The following is a 26,989-nucleotide window of genomic DNA, read 5'->3' on the forward strand; positions in this document are numbered from 1 at the left end:
CTGCCTGAAAAAGCAGCCTGGTCTTCTCTGGGCCTCGCTTTCTGCTACAATCCCTCCCCCGTTCGAAGATTGAGCACTATTCCCATGCGTTTAAATCCCGGCCAACAACACGCTGTCGAATTCGTCACCGGACCCTGCCTGGTGCTGGCAGGAGCGGGTTCTGGTAAAACTCGCGTAATTACCAATAAAATCGCCCACCTGATCCGCGGATGCGGCTATCAGGCCCGGCATATTGCGGCGGTGACGTTTACCAACAAGGCAGCGCGTGAGATGAAAGAACGCGTCGGGCAGACGCTCGGCCGTAAGGAAGCGCGCGGTTTGATGATCTCCACCTTTCATACGCTAGGGCTGGATATTATTAAGCGTGAGTACGCTGCGCTGGGGATGAAATCGAACTTTTCATTGTTTGACGATACCGACCAGGTCGCCTTGCTCAAAGAGCTGACCGAAGGCCTGATCGAAGACGACAAGGTTCTGTTGCAACAGCTGATCTCCACGATCTCCAACTGGAAAAACGATCTCAAAACGCCTGCGCAGGCAGCGGCGGGGGCGAAAGGTGAACGCGATCGTATTTTTGCCCACTGCTACGGGCTTTACGACGCCCATATGAAGGCATGTAACGTTCTCGATTTTGATGATTTGATTTTGCTGCCGACGCTGCTGCTGCAACGCAATGACGAGGTGCGCGAGCGCTGGCAGAATAAAATTCGTTATCTGTTGGTGGATGAATATCAGGATACTAACACCAGCCAGTATGAGTTGGTTAAGCTGCTGGTCGGGCAACGCGCGCGCTTTACGGTCGTAGGCGATGACGATCAGTCTATCTACTCCTGGCGCGGGGCGCGTCCGCAAAACCTGGTGTTACTGAGCCAGGATTTTCCGGCGCTGCAGGTGATTAAACTGGAGCAAAACTATCGTTCTTCGGGCCGTATCCTGAAAGCGGCGAATATTCTCATCGCCAACAATCCGCACGTCTTTGAAAAGCGCCTCTTTTCCGAACTCGGTTACGGCGCGGAACTCAAAGTGTTAAGCGCAAACAATGAAGAGCATGAAGCTGAGCGCGTTACCGGCGAACTGATTGCCCATCACTTTGTGAACAAGACCCAGTACAAGGATTACGCCATTCTGTATCGCGGGAATCATCAGTCGCGGGTATTTGAAAAATTCCTCATGCAGAACCGCATTCCGTACAAAATTTCCGGCGGCACCTCATTTTTCTCCCGTCCGGAGATTAAAGACTTGCTGGCCTATCTGCGGGTGTTGACCAACCCGGATGATGACAGCGCTTTCCTGCGCATCGTGAATACGCCAAAACGCGAAATCGGTCCGGCCACTCTGCAAAAGCTGGGTGAATGGGCAATGACGCGTAATAAAAGCCTGTTTACCGCCAGCTTTGATATGGGGCTTAGCCAGAAGCTGACCGGACGTGGTTACGATTCATTGACGCGTTTTACCCACTGGCTGGGGGAAATCCAGCGTCTGGCCGAACGCGAGCCTGTCGCCGCCGTGCGCGATCTCATCCACGGTATTGACTATGAATCCTGGTTGTACGAAACCTCGCCGAGCCCCAAAGCGGCGGAAATGCGTATGAAAAACGTTAACCAGCTCTTTAGCTGGATGACTGAGATGCTGGAAGGCAACGAACTTGATGAGCCGATGACGCTCACCCAGGTGGTTACACGCTTTACGCTGCGCGATATGATGGAGCGCGGCGAGAGCGAAGAAGAGCTGGATCAGGTACAGTTGATGACGCTTCATGCGTCGAAAGGACTGGAATTCCCGTATGTCTATATGGTGGGAATGGAAGAAGGATTTTTGCCGCATCAAAGCAGCATTGACGAAGACAATATTGAGGAAGAGCGTCGGCTGGCCTATGTCGGGATCACTCGTGCGCAGAAAGAGCTCACCTTTACATTATGTAAAGAGCGCCGTCAGTATGGGGAACTGGTGCGCCCGGAACCCAGTCGCTTCCTGTTAGAACTGCCGCAGGATGATTTAATCTGGGAGCAGGAGCGCAAAGTGGTAAGCGCTGAGGAGCGAATGCAAAAAGGGCAAAGTCACCTGGCTAATCTGAAAGCCATGATGGCGGCAAAGCGAGCGAAATCGTAGGCCGGATAAGCGAAGCGTCATCCGGCAATCAGACTACGGTTAGCGAACGTCCAGCGGCCAGTGTACATAGCTTTGCCACTGGCTTTCCTGATCAATCAACTCCTTACCCAGCGGGTGATGTGCCAGCCAGTCGCCAGGCAAGGTTAACGTCAGATTTTCATTTAGCGCCTGTAGCGTAATTTCTGGTACCAGATCGTCACGACGGCGACCGGCAAAAAGAATCGCCAGGCGCAGCAAACGGCATAGCTGTTCCGCAACACGGGGCGGTACCGCGTTTTGCTGATGAAGCGAAGAGAGATCGACCGGATTGCTCTGATTCAGTAAGAGGGTGGCGAGCAACTTTTTCTGCGCGGGCGTATAGCCAGGCAGATCCAAATGGCGTACTAAATAGGCGGCATGATAGGGTGCCTGTTTAAAATCAACGCTCAGACCGATCTCATGCAATTGGCAAGCGCTAAGCAACAGTTCACGACTGATAGGTTCAATATGCCAGGCATTTTCTACCTGTTTGAGGAAGTTATCTGCCAGCTTCGCCACGCGATTTGCCTGCTCGGTATCGACGATAAACCGACGCTGAATGTTCCGCAGCGTGCGGCTGCGGATATCCTGATCTACCGCCAGATGCAACATCCCATACACCAGCCCTTCGCGTAACGCGCCGCCTGCCAGCGTCATGCTCTGGATGTTCAGCTCGGTAAATATCGCGATCAGAATAGCCAGCCCGCTTGGGAAAACCAGCGCGCGCTCCAGCGTCAGGCCCTCGATTTCCAGCTCTTCCAGACGCCCGCACTGTATCGCGCGTTGTTTTAGCTGCTGCAGTTTGGCGAGCGTAATGCGCTCGTCCATCCCCTGCGCCATCATGATTTCCTGCAATGCCTGTACGGTGCCGGAGGCACCCACGCAGACCTTCCAGCCATGAAAACGCAGTTCATCGGCGACCGGACGCAGTACATCGCGCGCGGCTTTCTCCGCATCATCAAAGTTTTCTTGCGCCAGATTACGATCGCTAAAATAGCGTTCAAGCCACGTTACGCAGCCCATCGACAGGCTAAACAGCGACGTGGTTTGCGCGCCAGTGCCGGTAACCAGTTCAGTGCTGGCGCCGCCGATATCCACCACCAGTCGCTGATCTGCGCCGCCGGTGGTATGAGCGACCCCCTGATAAATTAGCCGCGCCTCTTCTTCGCCGCTGATAACCTGCACCGGACAACCAAGGATAGTCTGCGCTTTCGCGATAAATTCACCCGCATTGACGGCGAGACGCAATGTTGCGGTGGCAACCACGCGGATTTGTGGCTGCGGGATATCCTGCAAACGTTCAGCAAACAGACGCAGGCATTGCCAGCCGCGTTCCATCGCTTCGGCTGAAAGGTGGTTGTCGTGGTTCAGACCCGCGGCCAGACGCACCTTGCGTTTTATTCGGGTCAGCGTCTGGATGCTTCCCGCCGCCTCGCGCACGACCAGCATATGAAAACTATTGGAACCGAGATCAATGGCGGCATACAACGAGGTGGAATTCATACACTTCATCCTTCAACCTGTATCCATGTTGGCTGCGTACTCTTCCTAAGCTCATCGGGATTTGTTTTCTTGCCGCCTTGATACAGGCTAAATGATTTTGTGTATGGCATAACTTTTCTTAACCTGAACGACGACGATTACGCGGAGCGCCAGCGCGGCGCGGACCATTGCCAGGACGCGCACGCGTCAGGCGCAACGGCTTGGGCAGATCGTTCATGAGCGCTTCCGGATTGTATTTGCTGACCGGAATCGAGTGGCCGATATAGCTCTCAATGGCGGGCAGATTCAGCGCATACTCTTCGCAAGCCAGGCTGATGGAATGTCCGCTGGCGCCAGCGCGACCGGTACGACCGATACGGTGAACATAGTCTTCACAATCGTCTGGCAGATCGTAGTTAAAGACGTGCGTTACGGCGGGGATATGCAACCCGCGCGCCGCGACATCGGTCGCCACAAGAATATCCAGATCGCCGCGGGTGAACTCATCCAGAATCCGCAGGCGCTTTTTCTGCGCGACGTCGCCGGTCAGCAGACCAACACGATGGCCATCTGCCGCCAGATGTCCCCAGATATCTTCGCAACGATGCTTGGTGTTGGCGAAAATAATGGCGCGATCCGGCCACTCTTCTTCGATCAGCGTTTGCAGTAAACGCATTTTCTCTTCATTAGAGGGGTAGAAAAGCTCTTCTTTAATGCGGTGGCCGGTCTTTTGCTCCGGTTCCACTTCAACATATTCGGCGTTGTTCATCTGTTCAAACGCCAGCTCGCGAACCCGATAAGACAGGGTGGCGGAGAACAACATGTTCAGACGCTGCGCAGCCGGCGGCATACGACGGAACAGCCAGCGGATATCTTTAATAAAGCCCAAATCGTACATGCGATCGGCTTCATCGAGTACGACGACCTGAATGGCGCCGAGGTTAATGTGATTTTGTTTGGCGTAGTCGATCAGTCGGCCCGTCGTACCAATAAGAATATCAACGCCGCTTTCCAGCACTTTAAGCTGCTTGTCGTAACCATCGCCGCCGTAAGCCAGGCCTAATTTTAAGCCTGTCGCTTGCGCCAACGGCTCCGCGTCTGCGTGAATTTGTACGGCTAATTCACGCGTCGGCGCCATGATCAGCGCGCGCGGCTGGTTCACCTTGCGATCGTCGATCGCGGGATGAGAAAGTAAATAATGAAACGTTGACGTCAGAAACGCCATCGTTTTCCCGGTACCGGTTTGCGCCTGCCCTGCAACGTCACGACCCGCCAGCGTTAGCGGAAGGGCCAGTGCCTGAATGGGCGTACAATTATAAAACCCTTTTTTTTCAAGGGCTTCAACCACCTGTGGGTGCAGGGCGAAGTCGGAAAACTTCTGTTCTGTTAAATGTGTTTTGCTCATAGTGTGGTAGAATATCAGCTTACTATTGCTTTACGAAAGCGTATCCGGTGAAATAAAGTCAACCTTTGTTGGCGAAGTTAACATCAGCACCTCGTTGGTTAATGCTACACCAACACGCCAGGCTTATTCCTGTGGAGTTATATATGAGCGATAAAATTATTCACCTGACTGACGACAGTTTTGACACGGATGTACTCAAAGCGGACGGGGCTATCCTCGTTGATTTCTGGGCAGAGTGGTGCGGGCCGTGTAAAATGATCGCTCCGATTCTGGATGAAATCGCTGACGAATATCAGGGCAAATTGACCGTTGCCAAACTGAACATTGACCAGAACCCAGGTACTGCGCCTAAATATGGCATCCGCGGTATTCCGACTCTGCTGCTGTTTAAAAACGGCGAAGTGGCGGCAACCAAAGTAGGCGCACTGTCTAAAGGTCAGTTGAAAGAGTTTCTCGACGCCAATCTGGCGTAATACCTTTTATACGTCGAATGACAAAGGCGCTGTATGGTCAGGCGTCTGTCATTCGACGAATGATTAAGGTATCAGGCAGTTTCGTGGCGTCTGTTGTCCTTACGTTATTCTTAAATTGTCAGGATCTCTGGACGCCCGGTCTGAGTCGTGCTAAGTTAGTATTGACTTCGAATTAAACATACCTTATTAAGTTTGAATCTGGTTTTATCCGTCACTTCCCGTTTTTTCTCGCACGAGAAGTGGAAAGATTCCTGGCTCTTCGCTCATTCCGTCTTGTCGTTTCAGTTCTGCGTACTTTCCTGTGACCAGACAGCGAACAGACATGAGTTGATAGCCGTAAACAGGCATGGATGACCCTGCCATACCATTCACAACATTAAGTTCGAGATTTACCCCAAGTTTAAGAACTCACACCATTATGAATCTTACCGAATTAAAGAATACGCCGGTTTCTGAGCTGATCACTCTCGGCGAAAGTATGGGGCTGGAAAACCTGGCCCGTATGCGCAAGCAGGACATTATTTTTGCCATCCTGAAGCAGCACGCAAAGAGTGGCGAAGATATCTTTGGCGACGGTGTGCTGGAGATATTGCAGGATGGATTTGGTTTCCTCCGTTCTGCAGACAGCTCCTACCTCGCCGGTCCTGATGATATCTACGTTTCCCCCAGCCAAATCCGCCGTTTCAACCTCCGCACTGGTGATACCATTTCTGGTAAGATTCGCCCGCCGAAAGAAGGTGAACGCTATTTTGCGCTGTTGAAAGTTAACGAAGTTAACTACGACAAACCGGAAAACGCCCGTAACAAAATCCTCTTTGAGAACTTAACCCCGCTGCACGCAAACTCTCGTCTGCGTATGGAGCGTGGTAACGGTTCTACCGAAGACTTAACGGCACGCGTTCTGGATCTGGCTTCGCCGATTGGTCGCGGCCAGCGCGGTCTGATTGTCGCGCCGCCGAAGGCGGGTAAAACCATGCTGCTGCAGAACATCGCGCAGAGCATCGCGTATAACCACCCAGACTGCGTGCTGATGGTGCTGCTGATTGACGAACGTCCGGAAGAAGTAACCGAGATGCAGCGTCTGGTGAAAGGCGAAGTGGTTGCTTCTACCTTTGACGAACCGGCATCCCGCCACGTTCAGGTTGCTGAAATGGTTATCGAGAAGGCGAAACGTCTGGTTGAACACAAGAAAGACGTTATCATTCTGCTCGACTCCATCACCCGTCTGGCGCGTGCCTACAACACCGTGGTGCCGGCTTCCGGTAAAGTATTGACCGGTGGTGTGGACGCTAACGCCCTGCATCGTCCGAAGCGTTTCTTCGGCGCGGCGCGTAACGTGGAAGAGGGCGGTAGCCTGACTATCATCGCGACGGCGCTAATCGATACCGGTTCCAAGATGGACGAAGTTATCTACGAAGAGTTTAAAGGCACCGGTAACATGGAGCTGCATCTCTCGCGTAAGATCGCTGAAAAACGTGTCTTCCCGGCTATCGACTACAACCGTTCCGGTACCCGTAAAGAAGAGCTGCTCACCACTCAGGAAGAGCTGCAGAAAATGTGGATCCTGCGTAAAATCATCCATCCGATGGGTGAAATTGACGCGATGGAATTCCTCATTAACAAACTGGCGATGACCAAAACTAATGACGACTTTTTCGAGATGATGAAGCGCTCATAACCTGGTCTTTACCTGAAAACGCCACGTTTTTACGTGGCGTTTTTGTTTTATATCTGTAATCTTAACGACACATTTACAAAATGATGATAAACCGGGTCGGGGCTTCGCCATCCATTCGTTATCGGTATCGTGTGGTTGATATTTAAACAATTCTGCCTGATTCAGAGCAGGGTTTCCCTTCTGAATAAAGGTCTTCATGGTTATACTTCTGGTACTAATTTTATCTGAGAGCACGCATTGTGAATTTACTGACCGTGAGTACTGATCTCATCAGTATTTTTTTATTCACGACACTGTTCCTGTTTTTTGCGCGTAAGGTCGCAAAAAAAATCGGTTTAGTGGATAAACCCAACTTTCGTAAACGCCACCAGGGGCTGATACCGTTGGTTGGAGGGATTTCGGTTTACGCAGGGATTTGCTTCACATTCGGAATTGTTGACCACTATATTCCTCATGCGTCGCTTTATCTTTCTTGTGCGGGCGTACTGGTTCTTATCGGTGCGCTGGACGACCGTTTTGATATCAGCGTAAAGATCCGTGCGACCATACAGGCCGCGATCGGTATCATTATGATGGTATTCGGTAAGCTCTATCTTAGCAGCCTCGGCTATATCTTTGGCTCCTGGGAGATGGTGCTCGGTCCCTTCGGCTATTTCCTTACTCTGTTTGCCGTATGGGCGGCGATCAACGCTTTCAATATGGTGGACGGTATTGACGGCCTGTTGGGCGGGCTATCCAGCGTCTCATTCGCGGCGATGGGGCTGATTTTATGGTTTGACGGTCAAACCAGCCTGGCAATATGGTGCTTCGCCATGATTGCCGCGATTCTGCCTTACATTATGCTTAATCTCGGTATTTTGGGGCGGCGTTATAAAGTCTTTATGGGCGATGCCGGTAGTACTCTGATTGGTTTTACCGTTATCTGGATCTTACTGGAAACGACGCAGGGGAAAACTCACCCTATCAGTCCGGTTACCGCGCTATGGATTATCGCTATCCCGCTGATGGATATGGTGGCGATTATGTATCGCCGTTTGCGTAAAGGGATGAGCCCCTTTTCCCCTGATCGTCAGCACATTCACCATCTTATCATGCGCGCCGGATTTACCTCTCGTCAGGCGTTTGTACTGATTACGCTTGCCGCCGCCATTCTGGCTGGAGTAGGCGTAGCTGCAGAATATTCTCATTTTGTTCCTGAATGGGTTATGTTGGTGCTCTTTTTGCTAGCATTCTTCCTCTATGGCTACTGCATTAAGCGGGCCTGGAAGGTGGCGAGATTTATTAAGCGTGTGAAGCGTCGCTTGCGCAGGCACCGTAAGAACCGGCCAAACTTAACCAAGTAAATGAGGATACGATGACACAACCATTACCGGGGGCACGCGCGGTGAGCGCTGAAAATGAACTGGATATTCGCGGGTTGTTTCGTACTTTATGGGCTGGCAAATACTGGATTATCGGCATTGGCCTGCTATTTGCCCTTATCGCGTTAGCCTATACCTTTTTTGCTCGTCAGGAGTGGAGTGCGACGGCGATCACCGATCGCCCAACCGTAAATATGTTGGGCGGTTATTACTCCCAGCAGCAGTTTCTGCGCAACCTGGATATTAAGACCGATCCCTCTTCTTCCGATAAGCCCTCGGTGATGGATGAAGCGTATAAAGAGTTCATCATGCAACTTGCCTCCTGGGATACGCGTCGCGATTTCTGGTTACAGACGGACTATTACAAGCAGCGAATGGTCGGGAATAGCAAAGCTGATGCGGCGATGCTTGATGAACTGATCAATAACATACAGTTTACGCCCGGCGATTTTACACGCGCCATCAACGACAATGTGAAGCTGATTGCTGAAACTGCGCCGGACGCCAATAATTTGCTGCGTCAGTATGTCGCATTCGCCAGCCAGCGGGCGGCGAGTCATCTGAATGATGAATTAAAAGGTGCCTGGGCTGCGCGTACCGTGCAGATGAAAGCCCAGGTCAAACGGCAGGAAGAGGTTGCGAAAGCGATCTATTCGCGTCGTGTAAACAGTATTGAACAGGCGCTCAAAATTGCGGAACAACATAATATTTCTCGTAGCGCGACGGATGTCCCGGCAGATGAATTACCGGACTCAGAGCTTTTTTTACTCGGTCGCCCTATGTTGCAGGCGCGTCTTGAAAATCTGCAAGCGGTTGGCCCTGCGTTCGATTTGGACTACTTTCAAAATCGGGCAATGTTGAATACGCTTAATGTGGGGCCGACCCTGGACCCTCGTTTTCAGACCTATCGTTATTTGCGTACGCCGGAAGAACCGGTAAAACGTGATAGCCCACGCCGAGCCTTCCTGATGATCATGTGGGGTATCGTTGGGGCGCTAATCGGTGCGGGCGTTGCCTTAACCCGTCGCCGCACGATTTAGCAACACCTCTGCAGTAGGGGGCTGGGCCCCTACTGTCTATTCGAAGAGAATCGATGTGAAAGTACTGACTGTATTTGGTACACGACCGGAGGCCATTAAGATGGCGCCTCTGGTCCATGCGCTGGAAAAAGATCCTCATTTCGAGGCCAAAGTATGCGTTACTGCGCAGCATCGGGAGATGCTTGATCAGGTATTAACTCTTTTTTCTATTGTGCCTGATTTCGATCTCAACATTATGCAGCCGGGACAGGGGTTGACGGAAATTACCTGCCGAATTCTGGAGGGATTAAAGCCGATCCTGGCAGATTTTAAACCTGATGTGGTGCTGGTTCATGGCGATACCACCACTACGATTGCTACCAGCCTGGCGGCTTTTTATCAACGAATTCCGGTAGGGCACGTAGAAGCCGGGTTGCGAACCGGCGATCTCTATTCCCCCTGGCCGGAAGAGGCAAACCGCACGCTGACCGGACATCTGGCGATGTACCACTTTGCGCCGACGGAAAACTCGCGGCAGAATCTGTTGCGGGAGAACATTCCGGATGAGCGCATTTTTGTCACTGGCAATACCGTTATTGACGCGCTGATCTGGGTACGCGATCGCGTTCTGACGAGCGATACATTACAGGCTGAACTGGCCGAGCAGTATCCTTTCCTCAACGCGAATAAGAAGATGATTTTGGTGACCGGTCATCGGCGTGAAAGCTTTGGTCAGGGCTTTGAGCATATCTGCCAGGCGCTGGCGGAAATCGCCGCCGCGAACCAGAATGTGCAAATTGTCTATCCGGTGCATCTCAATCCCAACGTCAGCGAACCTGTCAACCGTATCCTCGGCCATGTTGAAAACGTGGTACTGATTGAGCCGCAGGACTACTTACCTTTTGTCTGGCTGATGAATCACGCCTGGCTCATTCTGACCGATTCCGGCGGTATTCAGGAAGAAGCGCCGTCATTAGGTAAGCCGGTATTGGTCATGCGTGAAACCACAGAGCGTCCGGAAGCCGTTACCGCTGGTACGGTAAGACTGATCGGCACGGACTCCCGGCGCATTGTGGCGGAAGTTATGCGTCTGCTGCACGACGAAAATGAATATCAAACCATGAGCCGCGCCCATAATCCTTATGGTGACGGGCAATCATGCGCGCGCATTTTACAGGCGTTAAAAAGTTATCGGGTATCGTTATGAGTTTTACGACCATTTCTGTTATTGGGCTGGGGTATATCGGATTACCGACTGCGGCCGCTTTTGCTTCCCGCCAGAAGCAGGTTATCGGCGTGGATATCAACCAACATGCGGTAGACACCATAAATCGCGGTGAAATTCACATCGTGGAGCCGGCGTTGGGCAATGTGGTGAAGATGGCGGTGGAAGGCGGCTTTCTGCGTGCGACGACGACACCTGTCGAGGCCGATGCGTACCTGATTGCCGTGCCGACGCCATTCAAAGGCGATCACGACCCTGACATGGCCTATGTGGAAGCCGCGGCGAAATCCATTGCGCCGGTATTAAAAAAAGGGGCACTGGTGATTCTGGAATCAACATCGCCGGTCGGCGCAACGGAGCAAATGGCTGGCTGGCTGGCCGGGATGCGCCCGGATCTGACCTTTCCCCAGCAGGCGGGCGAGCAGGCCGACGTGAATATCGCCTATTGTCCGGAGCGTGTGCTGCCGGGTCAGGTGATGGTGGAACTCATTAAAAATGACCGCGTGATTGGCGGTATGACGCCAGTATGTTCGGCTCGCGCCAGCGCGCTGTACAAAATTTTCCTTGAGGGCGAATGCGTTGTCACCAACTCGCGCACCGCAGAGATGTGCAAGCTGACGGAAAATAGCTTCCGTGATGTGAATATCGCCTTTGCGAATGAATTGTCGCTGATTTGCGCCGAACAGGGGATTAACGTCTGGGAATTGATCCGTCTGGCGAACCGCCATCCGCGCGTCAATATTTTGCAGCCGGGCCCAGGCGTTGGCGGGCACTGCATTGCGGTCGATCCGTGGTTTATTGTGGCGCAAAATCCGCAGCAGGCGAGACTGATTCGCACCGCGCGTGAAGTGAATGACGGCAAACCGCACTGGGTGGTCGATCAGGTAAAAGCCGCGGTCGCAGATTGCCTGGCGGCCACCGATAAACGCGCCAGCGAAGTGAAAATCGCCTGTTTTGGGCTGGCCTTTAAGCCGAATATCGACGATCTGCGCGAAAGCCCGGCGATGGGGATCGCCCAAAGTATCGCCCGCTGGCACAGCGGCGAAACCCTGGTCGTCGAACCCAATATCCGTCAGTTGCCGAAAAAATTGGACGGACTTTGCACGCTGGCGAAACTGGACGCGGCGCTGACCGCCGCCGATGTGCTGGTGATGCTGGTCGATCACGACGAATTTAAAGCGATTCCCGGCGATGCGGTTCATCAACGTTATGTGGTTGATACCAAAGGGGTCTGGCGCTGATGAAACGCATTCTGGTGACCGGCGGCGCAGGCTTTATCGGATCTGCGGTGGTGCGGCATATCATCCATGAAACGGCAGACGCGGTGGTGGTGGTGGATAAACTCACCTATGCGGGCAACCTGATGTCTCTGGCGTCGGTGGCGCAAAGCGACCGTTTCGCCTTTGAGAAGGTGGATATCTGCGATCGGGCATCACTGGAGCGAGTTTTCCAGCAGTATCAGCCCGATAGCGTGATGCACCTGGCGGCGGAAAGCCATGTAGACCGTTCCATCGACGGCCCGGCGGCGTTTATTGAAACGAATATCGTTGGTACTTACACCTTGCTGGAAGCCGCTCGCGCTTACTGGTCCGCGCTTGACGCGGACGCTAAAGCGGCGTTCCGCTTCCACCATATCTCCACCGATGAAGTGTATGGCGATCTGCATACTGCAGACGATTTCTTCACCGAAACCACGCCATATGCGCCAAGCAGCCCTTATTCCGCCTCCAAAGCCAGCAGCGACCATCTGGTACGCGCCTGGTTACGTACCTACGGTCTGCCTACGCTTGTCACCAACTGCTCTAATAACTACGGGCCCTACCATTTCCCGGAAAAACTGATCCCGCTGATGATTCTGAATGCGCTGGCGGGTAAACCATTGCCGGTCTATGGCAACGGTCAGCAAATTCGCGACTGGCTGTATGTAGAGGATCATGCCCGTGCGTTGTATCACGTGGTGACGAACGGTGCGGTGGGCGAAACGTATAATATCGGCGGTCATAACGAACGTAAAAATCTGGATGTGGTCAGGACGATCTGCGCTCTGCTGGAAGAACTGGCCCCGCAAAAACCGCAGGGTGTAGCGAATTATCACGATCTGATTACCTTCGTCGACGATCGACCCGGCCATGACTTACGTTATGCCATCGACGCGTCGAAAATCGCCCGCGAGCTGGGCTGGACGCCGCAGGAAACCTTCGAAAGCGGGATGCGAAAAACCGTTCAGTGGTATCTCGCCAATGAGGCCTGGTGGAAACCCGTGCAGGATGGCAGTTATCAGGGCGAACGCTTAGGACTGAAACGCTAAACGACAGGTTCTTACTCCTGGAGGAGAAACGAATGAAAGGCATCATTCTGGCGGGAGGTTCCGGTACCCGGTTGCATCCCATTACGCGCGGCGTATCAAAACAGCTTCTGCCCGTCTACGACAAACCGATGATTTACTATCCGTTATCGGTGCTAATGCTGGCGGGCATTCGTGAGATCTTGATCATCACCACGCCGGAGGATAAACGCGACTTTCAGCGTTTGTTGGGCGACGGCGCAGCATTCGGTATCGATTTACATTATGCCGAGCAGCCCAGTCCGGACGGGCTGGCGCAGGCCTTTATCATTGGCGAAACGTTCCTCAACGGTGAACCCTCATGCCTGGTATTGGGTGACAATATCTTTTTTGGTCAGGGTTTTAGCCCCAAACTCCGTCAGGTCGCGGCACGTACCGAAGGCGCCACAGTATTTGGCTATCAGGTTATGGACCCGGAACGCTTTGGCGTCGTGGAGTTTGACGATGATTTTCGCGCGCTCTCGCTGGAAGAAAAGCCGAAACAGCCTAAATCTAACTGGGCGGTCACCGGCCTCTATTTCTATGACAGCAAGGTCGTCGAGTATGCGAAGCGCGTGAAACCGTCCGGGCGTGGCGAGCTGGAGATCACTTCTATCAATCAGATGTATCTGGAGGAAGGTAAGCTGACCGTTGAACTGCTGGGCCGCGGCTTCGCCTGGTTGGATACGGGCACCCACGACAGTCTGATTGAGGCGAGCACTTTTGTGCAGACGGTGGAAAAGCGCCAGGGCTTCAAAATTGCCTGTCTGGAGGAGATTGCCTGGCGCAACGGCTGGCTGGATGATGATGGTTTGAAACGCGCCGCCAGTCAGCTTGAAAAAACCGGCTATGGCCAATATTTACTGGAGTTGCTCCGTGCCCGTCCGCGCCAGTATTGAACCGTTACTCTGGGAAAATACGTTCTTTGGCGTGAATAGCGGCATTGTGCGTATCGATGCCTCAGCGCCCGAATTAACGCCAGAAGCGCTGCAGGCGTGGCAACGCGTGCAGGTAAAAGTGCCGGCTGAAAACATCGCCTGGCTGTCGGCGTTGCAATCGCTGGGATTCTCTTTGGTTGAAGGCGAGGTGGATTTTGCGTTGCCGGTAAAAGGGCATCGCGACCAGCATGGCGCGGAAATTGCACATCTTAAAGACATTCCTGCTTTGCGTCAGTTGGCCGGAGAGGCGTTTACGCAGAGTCGTTTTCGCGCGCCGTGGTATGCGCCCGACGCCAGCGCCCGTTTTTACGCCCAGTGGATTGAGAATGCGGTACGCGGCACGTTTGATCACCAATGCCTGGTCCTTCGCACGGAGACAGGCGCTATCCGCGGTTACGTCTCGCTGCGGGAATTGAATGATACCGACGCGCGTATCGGTCTGTTGGCCGGACGCGGCGCGGGAGCGGAACTTATGCAGGCGGCGATCTGTTGGGCGCAGAGTCGCGGCAAAGCAACATTGCGGGTGGCGACCCAATTGGGCAACACCGCCGCGCTTAAACGTTACATACAAAGCGGTGCCAACATCGAAAGCACTGCGTACTGGTTATACAGGTGACAACATGATTCCTTTTAATGCGCCGCCGGTGGTGGGAACCGAACTCGAATACATGCAGTCTGCAATGAGCAGCGGCAAACTGTGCGGCGACGGCGGCTTTACGCGTCGTTGCCAGCAGTGGCTGGAGCAACATTTCGGCAGCGAGAAGGTGTTGCTGACGCCTTCCTGTACCGCGTCGCTGGAGATGGCGGCTCTGTTGTTGGATATTCAGCCCGGCGATGAAGTGATCATGCCGAGCTTTACGTTTGTCTCCACCGCTAACGCTTTTGTCCTGCGCGGCGCGAAAATTGTATTTGTCGATATTCGTCCGGATACGATGAATATTGACGAAACGCTGATTGAGGCGGCGATTACTGATAAAACCCGCGCTATCGTGCCGGTACACTACGCTGGCGTCGCTTGTGAAATGGACGTCATCATGGCGCTGGCGGATAAGTATAATCTGTTCGTTGTCGAGGATGCCGCCCAGGGTGTGATGTCCACGTACAAAGGGCGCGCATTAGGGACGATCGGTCACATCGGCTGTTTTAGCTTCCATGAAACCAAAAATTACACCGCTGGCGGCGAAGGCGGCGCGACGCTGATCAACGATCGTACGCTGATTGAACGCGCGGAGATCATCCGCGAAAAAGGCACCAACCGTAGCCAGTTTTTCCGTGGTCAGGTGGATAAATACACCTGGCGGGATATCGGCTCCAGTTATTTGATGTCCGATCTGCAGGCTGCCTACCTGTGGGCGCAACTGGAGGCCGCCGATCGTATCAATCAACAGCGTCTGTCGCTGTGGCAGACTTACTACGATGCGTTAACGCCGCTGGCGCGCGCCGGGCGTATCGAGCTGCCTTCTATTCCGGAAAACTGCGGGCATAATGCCCACATGTTTTACATCAAACTGCGGGATATCGCCGATCGCAGCGCGCTGATTAATTTCCTGAAAGAGGCGGAAATCATGGCGGTATTCCATTACATTCCGCTGCATGATTGTCCGGCGGGCGATAAATTCGGCGAGTTTATCGGGGACGATGTCTACACCACAAAAGAGAGCGAACGTTTGTTGCGTCTGCCGCTGTTTTATAACCTTGCGCCCGTCGATCAACGAACGGTGATTACTACCTTGCTAAATTATTTCTCCTGATATGTCGCTTGCTAAAGCCTCCCTGTGGACGGCGGTCAGTACGCTGGTAAAAATTGGCGCCGGACTGCTGGTGGTGAAACTACTGGCCGTCTCTTTTGGTCCAGCGGGCGTCGGACAAGCGGGTAACTTCCGCCAGATGATCACCGTGCTGGGCGTATTGGCTGGCGCCGGGATATTTAACGGCGTTACCAAACTCGTCGCACAACATCATGATGACCCGGCGCAGTTACGTACTGTGGTAGGAACCTCCTCCGCGATGGTATTGGGGTTCTCTACGCTGCTGGCGCTGGTCTTCCTGCTGGCGGCGGCGCCGATTAGCCAGGGACTGTTCGGTCATACGGACTATCAAGGGTTGGTGCGTCTGGTTGCGCTGGTACAAATGGGGATCGCCTGGGCGAACCTGCTGCTGGCGCTAATGAAGGGCTTTCGTGACGCGTCGGGTAATGCCTTATCGTTAATTGTCGGCAGCTTTTTGGGTGTCGCCGCCTGGTATCTCTGCTACCGTGTCGGCGGCTATGAAGGCGCTCTGCTTGGCCTGGCGCTGGTGCCGGCGCTGGTGGTAGTGCCAGCCGGTATGATACTGATTAAGCGCGGCACCGTCCCGCTACGCTATCTCAAGCCCTCCTGGGACAATGGTCTGGCAGGGCAGCTCAGTAAATTTACCCTGATGGCGCTGATTACCTCCGTTACGATGCCGGTTGCCTATGTGATGATGCGAAACCAACTGGCCGCGCACTATAGCTGGAGCGATGTCGGGATCTGGCAGGGCGTAAGCAGCATTTCTGACGCCTATCTGCAATTTATCACCGCCTCCTTCAGCGTTTACCTGTTACCCACGCTCTCACGCCTGACGGAAAAACAGGACATTACGCGCGAAGTAGTAAAAGCGCTGAAATTTGTTTTACCGGCGGTTGCGGCGGCGAGTTTTACCGTCTGGCTACTGCGCGATTTTGCTATCTGGCTGCTTTTTTCCGCCAAATTCACCGCGATGCGCGATCTGTTCGCCTGGCAGTTAGTGGGCGACGTGCTGAAAGTCGGCGCCTATGTTTTCGGTTATCTGGTGATTGCCAAAGCGTCGTTGCGATTTTACATTCTGGCCGAAATTAGCCAGTTCATTCTGTTAACGGCGTTCGCTCATTGGCTGATTCCCGCTCACGGCGCGCTGGGTGCGGCACAGGCTTATATGGCCACCTATATTGTCTATTTTTCACTTTGTTGCGGCGTATTTTTACTCTGGCGTAGGCGAGCATGACTGTACTGATTCACGTCCTGGGATCGGATATCCCTCACCATAACCACACCGTGCTGCGGTTTTTCAATGATACGCTGGCCGCCACAAGCGAGCACGCGTGCGAATTTATGGTTGCCGGTGAAGATAACGGCTTCACGGAAAGCTGCCCGGCGCTCTCGCTTCGTTTTTATGGCAGTAAGAAAGCGCTGGCGCAGGCGGTTATCGCCAAAGCGAAAGCAAATCGTCGACAGAGATTCTTCTTTCACGGTCAGTTCAACACCAGCCTGTGGCTGGCGCTGTTAAGCGGCGGTATTAAGCCAGCTCAGTTTTACTGGCATATCTGGGGCGCGGATCTCTACGAAGTGTCCCACGGGCTGAAATTCCGCCTTTTCTACCCGCTTCGTCGTATCGCGCAGGGGCGAGTAGGGTGCGTATTCGCGACGCGCGGCGATCTCAGCTATTTTGCGCGCCAGCATCCGGACGTACGCGGCGAGTTGCTCTATTTCCCGACGCGCATGGATCCTTCCCTGAATGCTATGGCAAAAGAGCGCCAACGTGCGGGAAAATTGACCATTTTAGTAGGGAACTCCGGCGATCGCAGTAACCAACATATTGCGGCGTTACGGGCGGTGTATCAGCAGTTTGGCGACACGGTAAACGTGGTGGTGCCGATGGGCTATCCGGCCAATAACCAGGCCTATATTGATGAGGTTCGTCAGGTCGGTCTGGCGCTGTTTAGCGCCGAAAATCTACAAATTCTTAGCGAAAAAATGGAATTTGATGCCTATCTTGCGCTGTTGCGCCAGTGCGACCTCGGTTATTTTATTTTTGCCCGCCAACAGGGGATCGGGACGTTGTGTCTGCTAATTCAGGCCGATATCCCGTGCGTGTTGAGTCGCGACAATCCTTTCTGGCAGGATATGGCGGAACAGCATCTGCCCGTCCTGTTTACCACGGACGATCTTAATGAGCAGGTCGTGCGCGAGGCGCAGCGTCAGCTCGCATCGGTAGATAAAAGCGGCATCACCTTCTTTAGCCCCAACTACCTGCAACCGTGGCATAATGCGTTGAGAATCGCCGCAGGAGAAGCCGAATGAGTTTAATGCAATTCAGCGGGCTGCTGGTGGTCTGGCTGCTCTCTACGCTGTTTATCGCCACGCTGACCTGGTTTGAATTCCGCCGCGTGCGTTTTAACTTCAACGTTTTCTTTTCGTTGCTGTTTTTGTTGACCTTCTTTTTTGGTTTTCCGCTAACCAGCGTGCTGGTATTTCGTTTCGACGTTGGCGTCGCGCCGCCGGAAATCTTATTGCAGGCTCTATTATCCGCCGCCTGTTTCTACGGCGTGTATTACGTGACCTATAAAACGCGTTTACGCAAACGCGTTGTGGATGTACCACGCAAGCCGCTATTTACCATGAACCGGGTGGAAACCCACCTTACCTGGGTGATCCTGATGGGCATCGCGCTGGTGAGCGTGGCGATTTTCTTTATGCATAACGGCTTTTTGCTGTTCCGGCTGCACTCCTACAGCCAGATCTTTTCCAGCGAAGTCTCCGGCGTGGCGTTAAAACGGTTCTTCTATTTCTTCATTCCGGCGATGCTGGTGGTCTATTTCCTGCGCCAGGACAGCAAAGCGTGGCTGTTTTTTCTGGTGAGCACCGTCGCGTTTGGCCTGTTGACCTACATGATTGTCGGCGGCACGCGCGCCAACATCATTATTGCGTTTGCTATCTTCCTGTTTATCGGCATTATTCGGGGCTGGATCAGCCTGTGGATGCTGGCAGCGGCGGGCGTGCTGGGGATTGTCGGTATGTTCTGGCTGGCGCTCAAACGCTACGGATTAAATGTGAGCGGCGATGAGGCGTTCTATACGTTTCTTTATCTGACGCGCGATACCTTTTCGCCGTGGGAGAATCTGGCGCTGCTGTTGCAAAATTACCACAATATCGATTTTCAGGGGCTGGCCCCTATCGTGCGTGATTTCTACGTCTTTATTCCCACCTGGTTATGGCCGGGGCGACCCAGCATCGTGCTGAATTCTGCGAATTACTTCACCTGGGAAGTCCTGAACAACCATTCTGGCCTGGCGATATCGCCAACGCTTATCGGATCGCTGGTGGTCATGGGCGGGGCGCTGTTTATTCCGCTCGGCGCGATCGTCGTCGGGCTGATTATCAAATGGTTCGACTGGCTGTATGAGCTGGGTAACCGGGAGCCCAATCGCTATAAGGCGGCGATTCTGCACAGTTTCTGCTTTGGCGCCATCTTTAATATGATTGTGCTGGCGCGAGAAGGGCTGGATTCGTTTGTTTCGCGCGTGGTTTTCTTCCTGGTGGTTTTTGGCGCCAGTCTGCTGGTCGCTAAGCTTCTGTTCTGGTTATTTGATAGCGCCGGACTGATTCATAAACGTACAACTTCGCTCCCTCAGGCACAGGTGGAAGGAAAACTATGACCAATAATGCCGCTGCGCCCCTTTACTCGCTGCGCGGGTTACCTCTGATTGGCTGGCGCGACATGTCACATGCGCTGAATTATCTGTTTGCCGATGGACAACTGAAGCAAGGCACGTTGGTGGCGATCAACGCCGAAAAGCTGCTGACGGCGGAAGATAATCCGGAAGTACGCGCGTTGATAGCGGCGGCGGAATTTAAATATGCCGATGGCATCAGCGTGGTGCGTTCAATACGTAAAAAATTTCCGCAGGCGCAGGTTTCTCGTGTGGCTGGCGCCGACCTTTGGGAAGCGTTAATGGCGCGCGCGGGGAAAGAAGGCACACCGGTATTTCTTGTCGGCGGCAAGCCTGAGGTGCTGGCGCAGACGGAAGCAAAACTGCGGACGCAGTGGAACGTCAATATTGTGGGTAGCCAGGACGGTTACTTTACGCCGGAGCAGCGTCAGGCGCTATTTGCGCGTATCCATGCCAGCGGCGCGAAAATTGTCACCGTCGCGATGGGATCGCCAAAACAGGAATTGCTAATGCGCGATTGTCGGGAAGTGCATCCCCATGCGCTATATATGGGGGTGGGCGGTACCTATGATGTGTTTACTGGTCACGTCAAACGCGCTCCAAAAATATGGCAGAACCTGGGGCTGGAGTGGTTGTATCGTCTGCTTTCTCAACCGAAGCGTATTACCCGCCAGATACGTCTGCTGCGCTACCTTCGCTGGCACTATACTGGCGATCTCTAATTCTCCCTTCTGATACTTGAGCAGCGGATTGTGCTTATGGCGCTGCTCATTTACAACATAATCGATGATTTATTACACAATAAATGCATTTTTTTAATGCTCCATTTGCCATTTGTCCAAATTTAAGAAAATATTCGCAACAATCGATGTACCCATAACAATAACCGGTACTACCGGAACCGTTGCAAACACGACATGAGGATTTATGGCAGAGAAAAAACCGGAGCTACAGCGTGGGCTGGAAGCTCGTCATATTGAATTGATTGCCCTCGGGGGCACCATCGGCGTCGGACTCTTTATGGGCGCCGCCAGTACGCTGAAATGGGCGGGCCCGTCAGTGCTGCTGGCGTATATCATCGCCGGATTGTTCGTCTTTTTCATTATGCGTTCGATGGGGGAGATGCTCTTTCTGGAACCTGTTACCGGCTCCTTTGCCGTGTACGCCCACCGGTATATGAGTCCTTTTTTTGGCTATCTTACCGCCTGGTCATACTGGTTTATGTGGATGGCGGTCGGGATCTCGGAAATTACCGCCATTGGGGTCTACGTCCAGTTCTGGTTTCCGGAGATGGCGCAGTGGATACCGGCGCTGATTGCCGTCGGACTGGTTGCGTTGGCGAATTTGGCTGCGGTGCGCCTGTATGGTGAAATCGAGTTCTGGTTTGCGATGATCAAAGTCACCACGATTATTGTGATGATCATCATCGGTCTGGGGGTGATTTTCTTCGGCTTTGGTAACGGCGGCCAGGCGATTGGCTTTGGTAATCTGACCGAGCATGGCGGCTTTTTTGCCGGCGGCTGGAAAGGCTTTCTGACCGCATTATGTATCGTGGTGGCCTCTTATCAGGGGGTTGAGTTGATCGGTATTACCGCCGGTGAAGCGAAGAATCCGCAGGTGACGTTGCGTAGCGCGGTGGGTAAAGTGCTGTGGCGTATCCTGATTTTTTATGTTGGCGCGATTTTCGTGATCGTCACCATTTTCCCGTGGAATGAGATTGGCAGCAACGGCAGCCCCTTTGTACTCACCTTCGCGAAAATCGGCATCACCGCCGCGGCGGGCATTATCAACTTTGTCGTGCTGACGGCGGCGCTCTCCGGCTGTAACAGCGGAATGTATAGCTGTGGGCGTATGCTTTACGCGCTGGCGAAAAACCGTCAACTGCCGGCGGCAGTCGCGAAAGTCTCTCGCCACGGCGTGCCGGTCGCGGGCGTGGCGCTCTCTATTTTGATTTTGCTGGTAGGTTCTTGCCTGAACTACATCATCCCCAATCCGCAGCGCGTCTTTGTTTACGTTTATAGCGCCAGCGTACTGCCGGGGATGGTGCCGTGGTTTGTCATTCTGATTAGCCAACTGCGCTTTCGTCGGGCGCATAAAGAAGCGATTGCGGATCATCCTTTTCGTTCCATTATGTTCCCGTGGGCGAACTATTTGACGATGGCGTTTCTGGTTTGCGTTTTAATCGGCATGTACTTTAATGAAGATACGCGCATGTCGCTGTTTGTCGGCGTCATCTTCCTGCTGGCCGTCACGCTGGTCTACAAAGTTTTCGGCCTGAATCGTCACGGAACCGCCCACAAGGTGGGGGAATAAGCGCCAAAATGCGCAAAGCATAACCAAACGCGCATTTTATTTAAAAAGGCACTGGACAGCGGGGTGTGAAGTCCGTATTATCCACCCCCGCAACGGCGCTAAGCGCCCGTAGCTCAGCTGGATAGAGCGCTGCCCTCCGGAGGCAGAGGTCTCAGGTTCGAATCCTGTCGGGCGTACCATTTATTTAGGTGCTTGAGCTGCGGTGGTTTAATACCGCGTAAAAAGTTTCAGTGGTGGCTATAGCTCAGTTGGTAGAGCCCTGGATTGTGATTCCAGTTGTCGTGGGTTCGAATCCCATTAGCCACCCCATTAATATAGAGTTGTGAAACGCGAAGGTGGCGGAATTGGTAGACGCGCTAGCTTCAGGTGTTAGTGTCCTTACGGACGTGGGGGTTCAAGTCCCCCCCCTCGCACCACGACTCAATGAATTGAACTAAAAATTCAAAAAAGCAGTATATCGGCGAGTAGCGCAGCTTGGTAGCGCAACTGGTTTGGGACCAGTGGGTCGGAGGTTCGAATCCTCTCTCGCCGACCAATTTTGAACCCCGCTTCGGCGGGGTTTTTTGTTTTCTGTTCATTTTCAACTACTTATCCCGCACGTGTTGCCATTATGGTTTATTGGCGATATCCCAGACTTTATTTGTCGCTATTCGGTGACGAATAATCTATTGATTTATAATCACTTTATAAAAAGCATCCTGTTCTGTCTCCGCCGGGCGACACGCTAAAACCTCGCCAGCGGCGGGGGGATGTCAATCGCGTGAATTCTCTACGTTTTTTTAATGCCTGCGCCTGTTTTTTAGCGGTGCAAAGATGGCACGTTATGTGCAATAATGTACGGGTAGATGCTCATTCCATCTCTTATGTTCGCCTTCTGGCCTCATAAACTCAGGAATGATGCAGAGCCGTTTACGGTGCTTATCGTCCACTGACAGATGTCGCTTACGCCTCATCAAACACCCTGGACACAACGTTGAGTGAAGCACCCCTTTATGTTGTCATACAGACCTGTTTTGACGCCTGCCCCTTAACCGGGCAGGCGTTTTTTTATGCATCCCGAATGATTTTGTGTAGGTGGTAGGCCCGGTAAGCGAAGCGCCACCGGGCAAGAGGGAATTACTGCGGGGGATTGTTCTGTAATGTCAGCATCAGGCCGTCGCGCCGCATGGCGGCGGCCTCTTCCGGTTGATGCAGTCGATCAAGCGCATCGGCAAGCCAGGCATAATCATACGCGTCCGGGCGTTGTTTCAGCGCGGCGCGGAAAGCCAGGGTCGCCTCCTGCCATTCACCGTGTTTCATTAGCGACTGGCCGAGTGTGCTCCATAACAGCGGGCGATCGCCTATCGTCTTAAGTTGCTGGCGCAGCACTTTCTCCAGTTGTTCCGGATTATTGGTTCTGAGGCGAGGAATGGGCAGCACCAGCCGATCGTCATACTGGCGTTTCAGACCATCGATGATAATCTGCTGCGCCATATCATGATCGTCACATTCGATCAGATGCTCGGCCATCGCGACCTGCAGCGCCACCTGATGGCGGGTTTTACGGCTTTGGTTTTTCCACCAGGTGCGTAATCCTTCGCTGCCCTGCTCGGCGCGCGCCTGATCCATGAGTCCTATCCACGCCTGTTGTTCGAGCATGGCGCGATGCGCTTCATCGCCGACGTGTGCTTTCGCCATGGATGGGATGATATCCAGTAAAGAACTCCATGCGCTGGTGCGAATATAGGCCTGTTCCGCCAGACGCAGAACTTCCGGGTGACGCGGCGTGACCTCCAGCAGTTTGTCCACGCCGTGACGCGCCGCGTGATTTTCATTGCGCGCCAGCTGTAAGCGCACGCGTGTGATCTCGACCGGGATGGTGTCGTTCCCCGCCAACTCTGCCGCACGTTCAAGGTGCTGATTAGCGCGCGCTTCATCGCCGCGCTGCTGCGCCGCTTCTGCCGCCAGCAGATAATTTACCACCGGTTGTTCAGCATGGTCGGCATTTTTTGACATCAGCTTTTCAACCTGCTGATAATCGCCCTCCGCCAGCTTCAGCAGCGCCTGTTCGGTCTGCTTGCGGGCGCGACGGCGTTTACGGCCGGCAAACCAACCGCGGGTGTGCGCGCCGGTACGAAACAGACGGCGTAGTAACCACTCAATGGCGAATAGCACCACCATAGCGACGATGAGAATGATCGCCAGGCCGGTGACGCTGGTTTCAATGTTGTAGTTATCGGTCTGGATTAACACATAGCCCTGGTGACCGGCTATCATCGGGCCGACCACGATACCCGCGAGCAACAACACAAAGAGCAATAATACTTTTAGCATCATTATTCTCCTTGCGGCGCGGCTGCCGGAGCGTCTGTCTGGGTGGCAGGCGCTGCCGTAGAGACTGTCGGTTGCGCCAGCAGATTACGCACGCGGGTTTGCATCAGTTTTTCAAGAATCGCCTGGCTTCCCAGGGTTTCTGGCAGATCCATCGTAATATTTTGCTGGCTTAATTTATCGACCTCCTCCAGGAAGGCTTTTGTCGCGGCGTCGTCAGTATCGTAATAAGCGCGAACCCAGGTCGAAACGTTATCCAGCGCCTGACGGTATGTTTCTTCCTGATGGCGTGGCACGGCCTGCGCGGCGACTAACAGGCGGGAGCGAATATTTTCGCGTAAATAGACGTCCTGGTTGGGCGCCAACAGCGGTACGGCGGTATCATCGCGGCGACGAATGGTAATAAAGCTGTCCATAAAGTTCTGCCAGCTTTTTTGCAGGTTAACGCGCCATTCGCTTAGCGAGCTGGACAGCTCGCTGCTGTCTGAATCCATCGGCGAACCATCGGTATCGTTATCCGCCAGACGCAGGTTATCGATTTGGTTAGAGAGCTGATTGAGCTTGAGAATAATGCCGTCGTAGTCGATCTGCGCAACGGATGACAGGCTGGCGATATCGTCAGTAATCGCGCGTCGTGCGGTAATCAGGCTGGGGTCGTTCATGTCCGCCAGACTGGCGTCAGCGCTTTTGAGCAGCGCAGCGGCGGTAGTGACGTCCTGATCGCTCCACAGCTTACGTCCGGCGAGTTTCACCAGGAAATCAGCCTGCGCCAGCAGCCAGGTTTTAGCATCGCTGCCGGAAATAGTGGCGACTTTTTGTTGTACTTCATCAAGCTGTTTCGCCAGCGCCGCCTGTTGGCGATTCGCGTCTTCTAACTGCGCCGCTTGTTTTTTGATAATCTCTTCCAGCTCCGCTTTTTGGCTCTCCTGCGCCTTTTGCAAGGCGGTCAGTTGCGTCGCCAGCGCATCGCTGGTTTCCGTTTGCGCGGTTGCCTGCTGTTTTCCCCAGCCATAAAGCCCAATACCTGCCGCCAGGGCAATCGCGATCGCCACCGCGCTTAATACCAGCGCGGCGCCGTTCTTACTTTTTTTCTCGGTATTAACTGGCTGTGGCGTGGTTTCCACGCTCTCCCTGGTCTCATCAACCACGGCGGAGGATTTTTCTTGTTCCGTCATTATGGCATCCCATTATGAGAGTTATTGTAATGCGCGCAACAGCGCATCGTTGTCGGCGTTATCAGCGACCTTAATATCTTGCCAGCCCAGCTCCCGGGCGAGGTGCGCCAGACGTTCACTGACGACCAATAGCCGACAGCGTAGTAACCAGTGCTCACGATACCACTGGGGAGTCAGCGACCAGAGCCGTTGCAACATCTCGCCGCTGGTAACAACAAGCGTTGTTACGCCGCGAGTATGCCAGCGCATCGCTTCTTCCGCGCCATCGTAATGTTTCGCACATCGTTGATAACATTCACAAAAACTGACTTCGGCTCCGCGAGCTGTCAGGGTTTCGCCCAGCAGTTCGCGGCCGCCATTGCCACGCAAAATCAGCGCGCGTTTGCCCGCAATATTTTGTAATTCAGGTAATTGTAGCAAGGCTTCGCTGATTTCCCGATCCAATGGATAACGAATATCGAACCCGCTAACGGTATGAAGGGCGAGCGCCGTGGTGCGGCCAATCGCGAAATAGCGCGGCGACGCAGGCCAGTTTCGACCATCCCGCTGGAGCTGGGCGTGAGCAAAGGCGACGGCGTGCTGTGAAAGGGCAAAAACCAGATCGTTTTCCGTCAGCGTCGCCAGGCGGTCGGCCAGGGTGGGTAGCTCCCGACCGGCGACAAATTCAATCAGTGGAAAACTCCAGGCCACCTGCCCCAGTGCGCGCAGACGGCTCACTAACGCTTCCCCTGCGGGAGAGGGGCGGGTGATCAGAATACTCATGCGGGCGTCTCGCCGTTATAAACTTCCGTCAGAATCGCGCGCGCGCCGTTTTCCAGCAGTTCCTCTGCAAGCGAGATGCCCATTTGCTCCGCCTGCTCGGGAGAACCACGACGTTCGCCGCGCACCATCACCGAACCGTCCGGCGCGCCAACCAGCGCGCGTAGCCAAATTTCACCGTTGATGATTTCTGCATAGCTGCCAATCGGCACCTGACATCCGCCTTCCAGGCGGGTGTTCATAGCGCGTTCCGCCGTTACGCGTAGCGCGGTTTGCGAGTGATTCAACGGTGCGAGCAGCGCCTGTGTTCGCGCGTCGTCAAGACGACACTCAATCCCGACGGCGCCCTGGCCTACGGCAGGAAGTGAAACGTCGGGCGGCAAGGCTGTGCGAATGCGCGACTCCAGACCTAAGCGTTTCAGACCGGCCACGGCCAGGATAATGGCGTCATAGTCGCCGTTGTCCAGCTTGCCGAGACGTGTGCCAACGTTGCCACGCAACGAACGGATAATGAGGTCCGGACGGCGTTCCGCCAGTTGACACTGACGACGCAAACTGGACGTCCCGACGATACTACCCGCGGGCAGATCGTCCAGACTGTGATATTTATTCGAGACAAACGCGTCGCGCGGATCTTCGCGCTCGCAAATGGTCACCAGACCGAGACCGTCCGGGAAGGCCACCGGAACGTCTTTCATAGAGTGCACGGCGATATCAGCGCGTTTTTCCAGCAGCGCGATTTCAAGCTCTTTAACAAACAGTCCCTTACCGCCCACTTTCGCCAGGGGAGTATCGAGAATCACGTCGCCGCGTGTGACCATCGGCACCAGTTCTACCGTCAGTCCCGGATGGGTTGCCATCAATGCGTCTTTGACATAATGTGCCTGCCAAAGCGCAAGGGGACTTTGGCGTGTGGCAATTCTTAAAACATTGTCTAACATGCTTGTTACCG

23 protein-coding genes and 4 tRNA genes are annotated in these 26,989 nt (G+C 53.8%); 21 read left to right on the forward strand and 6 right to left on the reverse strand.

The window, feature by feature from the left end:
- Positions 1–84: 84 nt before the first annotated feature.
- The gene (gene rep, locus NBA72_RS21450; RefSeq protein ID WP_001238842.1) at positions 85–2,109 is read left to right on the forward strand and encodes a DNA helicase Rep; all 2,025 of its coding nucleotides are present in this window, start codon (positions 85–87) and stop codon (positions 2,107–2,109) included.
- A 39-nt stretch (positions 2,110–2,148) separates the two neighbouring features.
- Here rep and gppA read toward each other — a convergent pair whose 3' ends face one another.
- Both gppA and rhlB read right to left on the reverse strand, forming a co-directional pair.
- Complete coding sequence (gene gppA / locus NBA72_RS21455; protein WP_042949730.1) at positions 2,149–3,630, reverse strand: guanosine-5'-triphosphate,3'-diphosphate diphosphatase; 1,482 nt, start codon at positions 3,628–3,630, stop codon at positions 2,149–2,151.
- A gap of 118 nt (positions 3,631–3,748) precedes the next feature.
- Positions 3,749–5,014 (reverse strand): ATP-dependent RNA helicase RhlB, encoded by a 1,266-nt coding sequence (gene rhlB, locus NBA72_RS21460; RefSeq protein ID WP_000047524.1) that lies wholly within the window; start codon positions 5,012–5,014, stop codon positions 3,749–3,751.
- Between the two features lie 143 nt (positions 5,015–5,157).
- On the opposite strand from rhlB, the gene trxA reads away from it, so the two are divergent.
- The 20 genes from trxA to NBA72_RS21560 all read left to right on the forward strand — a co-directional run bounded on the left by trxA (position 5,158) and on the right by NBA72_RS21560 (position 22,328).
- On the forward strand, positions 5,158–5,487 hold the full coding sequence (gene trxA, locus NBA72_RS21465) for a thioredoxin TrxA (RefSeq protein WP_001280776.1): 330 nt from the start codon (positions 5,158–5,160) through the stop codon (positions 5,485–5,487).
- A gap of 247 nt (positions 5,488–5,734) precedes the next feature.
- The gene (locus NBA72_RS21470; RefSeq protein ID WP_134820045.1) at positions 5,735–5,818 is read left to right on the forward strand and encodes a rho operon leader peptide; all 84 of its coding nucleotides are present in this window, start codon (positions 5,735–5,737) and stop codon (positions 5,816–5,818) included.
- An 87-nt stretch (positions 5,819–5,905) separates the two neighbouring features.
- A complete protein-coding gene (gene rho / locus NBA72_RS21475) occupies positions 5,906–7,165 on the forward strand; it encodes a transcription termination factor Rho (protein ID WP_001054532.1) in 1,260 nt (419 codons plus the stop codon).
- Between the two features lie 239 nt (positions 7,166–7,404).
- Positions 7,405–8,508, forward strand: a complete 1,104-nt coding sequence (wecA, locus tag NBA72_RS21480; RefSeq protein ID WP_001050948.1) for a UDP-N-acetylglucosamine--undecaprenyl-phosphate N-acetylglucosaminephosphotransferase — start codon at positions 7,405–7,407, stop codon at positions 8,506–8,508.
- Between the two features lie 11 nt (positions 8,509–8,519).
- Positions 8,520–9,566: an ECA polysaccharide chain length modulation protein gene (gene wzzE, locus NBA72_RS21485; protein WP_000193420.1), complete on the forward strand. Its 1,047-nt coding sequence runs from the start codon at positions 8,520–8,522 to the stop codon at positions 9,564–9,566.
- Positions 9,567–9,621: 55 nt separating this feature from the next.
- Positions 9,622–10,752 (forward strand): non-hydrolyzing UDP-N-acetylglucosamine 2-epimerase, encoded by a 1,131-nt coding sequence (gene wecB / locus NBA72_RS21490; protein WP_024148279.1) that lies wholly within the window; start codon positions 9,622–9,624, stop codon positions 10,750–10,752.
- On the forward strand, positions 10,749–12,011 hold the full coding sequence (wecC, locus tag NBA72_RS21495; protein WP_000011238.1) for a UDP-N-acetyl-D-mannosamine dehydrogenase: 1,263 nt from the start codon (positions 10,749–10,751) through the stop codon (positions 12,009–12,011). The genes wecB and wecC overlap by 4 nt, the downstream gene beginning before the upstream one ends.
- Positions 12,011–13,078 carry a dTDP-glucose 4,6-dehydratase gene (rffG, locus tag NBA72_RS21500; protein ID WP_000822143.1) on the forward strand — a complete coding sequence of 356 codons (1,068 nt, stop codon included), beginning with the start codon at positions 12,011–12,013 and terminating at the stop codon, positions 13,076–13,078. The genes wecC and rffG overlap by 1 nt, the downstream gene beginning before the upstream one ends.
- Positions 13,079–13,110: 32 nt before the next feature.
- The gene (rfbA, locus tag NBA72_RS21505; protein WP_000676077.1) at positions 13,111–13,992 is read left to right on the forward strand and encodes a glucose-1-phosphate thymidylyltransferase RfbA; all 882 of its coding nucleotides are present in this window, start codon (positions 13,111–13,113) and stop codon (positions 13,990–13,992) included.
- Complete coding sequence (rffC, locus tag NBA72_RS21510) at positions 13,970–14,647, forward strand: dTDP-4-amino-4,6-dideoxy-D-galactose acyltransferase (protein ID WP_001145154.1); 678 nt, start codon at positions 13,970–13,972, stop codon at positions 14,645–14,647. Before rfbA ends, rffC begins: the two co-directional genes overlap by 23 nt.
- Before the next feature lie 4 nt (positions 14,648–14,651).
- Complete coding sequence (gene rffA, locus NBA72_RS21515; protein WP_020838090.1) at positions 14,652–15,782, forward strand: dTDP-4-amino-4,6-dideoxygalactose transaminase; 1,131 nt, start codon at positions 14,652–14,654, stop codon at positions 15,780–15,782.
- A gap of 1 nt (position 15,783) precedes the next feature.
- Complete coding sequence (gene wzxE, locus NBA72_RS21520) at positions 15,784–17,034, forward strand: lipid III flippase WzxE (protein ID WP_000050289.1); 1,251 nt, start codon at positions 15,784–15,786, stop codon at positions 17,032–17,034.
- Positions 17,031–18,110, forward strand: a complete 1,080-nt coding sequence (locus NBA72_RS21525) for a TDP-N-acetylfucosamine:lipid II N-acetylfucosaminyltransferase (RefSeq protein ID WP_079981089.1) — start codon at positions 17,031–17,033, stop codon at positions 18,108–18,110. The genes wzxE and NBA72_RS21525 overlap by 4 nt, the downstream gene beginning before the upstream one ends.
- A complete protein-coding gene (wzyE, locus tag NBA72_RS21530; protein WP_000055605.1) occupies positions 18,107–19,465 on the forward strand; it encodes an ECA oligosaccharide polymerase in 1,359 nt (452 codons plus the stop codon). Before NBA72_RS21525 ends, wzyE begins: the two co-directional genes overlap by 4 nt.
- On the forward strand, positions 19,462–20,202 hold the full coding sequence (gene wecG, locus NBA72_RS21535; protein ID WP_001651110.1) for a lipopolysaccharide N-acetylmannosaminouronosyltransferase: 741 nt from the start codon (positions 19,462–19,464) through the stop codon (positions 20,200–20,202). The genes wzyE and wecG overlap by 4 nt, the downstream gene beginning before the upstream one ends.
- Before the next feature lie 205 nt (positions 20,203–20,407).
- Complete coding sequence (thrP, locus tag NBA72_RS21540) at positions 20,408–21,793, forward strand: bifunctional threonine/serine APC transporter ThrP (protein ID WP_000818378.1); 1,386 nt, start codon at positions 20,408–20,410, stop codon at positions 21,791–21,793.
- A gap of 102 nt (positions 21,794–21,895) precedes the next feature.
- Positions 21,896–21,972: transfer RNA gene (locus tag NBA72_RS21545), tRNA-Arg, on the forward strand.
- A gap of 54 nt (positions 21,973–22,026) precedes the next feature.
- Positions 22,027–22,102 (forward strand) — tRNA-His (locus NBA72_RS21550).
- Positions 22,103–22,122: 20 nt separating this feature from the next.
- A tRNA-Leu gene (locus NBA72_RS21555) sits at positions 22,123–22,209 on the forward strand.
- A gap of 42 nt (positions 22,210–22,251) precedes the next feature.
- A tRNA-Pro gene (locus NBA72_RS21560) sits at positions 22,252–22,328 on the forward strand.
- A gap of 581 nt (positions 22,329–22,909) precedes the next feature.
- Here the strand turns inward: NBA72_RS21560 and hemY are convergent.
- Genes hemY through hemC form a run of 4 tightly spaced genes read right to left on the reverse strand, consistent with a single transcriptional unit; the run spans position 22,910 to position 26,978 of the window.
- Complete coding sequence (gene hemY, locus NBA72_RS21565; protein WP_042949732.1) at positions 22,910–24,106, reverse strand: protoheme IX biogenesis protein HemY; 1,197 nt, start codon at positions 24,104–24,106, stop codon at positions 22,910–22,912.
- Positions 24,107–24,108: 2 nt separating this feature from the next.
- A complete protein-coding gene (hemX, locus tag NBA72_RS21570) occupies positions 24,109–25,278 on the reverse strand; it encodes a uroporphyrinogen-III C-methyltransferase (protein ID WP_000138955.1) in 1,170 nt (389 codons plus the stop codon).
- Between the two features lie 21 nt (positions 25,279–25,299).
- The gene (hemD, locus tag NBA72_RS21575; RefSeq protein ID WP_000025495.1) at positions 25,300–26,040 is read right to left on the reverse strand and encodes a uroporphyrinogen-III synthase; all 741 of its coding nucleotides are present in this window, start codon (positions 26,038–26,040) and stop codon (positions 25,300–25,302) included.
- On the reverse strand, positions 26,037–26,978 hold the full coding sequence (gene hemC / locus NBA72_RS21580) for a hydroxymethylbilane synthase (protein WP_001521319.1): 942 nt from the start codon (positions 26,976–26,978) through the stop codon (positions 26,037–26,039). The genes hemD and hemC overlap by 4 nt, the downstream gene beginning before the upstream one ends.
- Positions 26,979–26,989: the final 11 nt, after the last annotated feature.

The organism is Salmonella sp. NW1250 (assembly GCF_051812965.1).
Lineage (GTDB): Bacteria > Pseudomonadota > Gammaproteobacteria > Enterobacterales > Enterobacteriaceae > Salmonella > Salmonella enterica.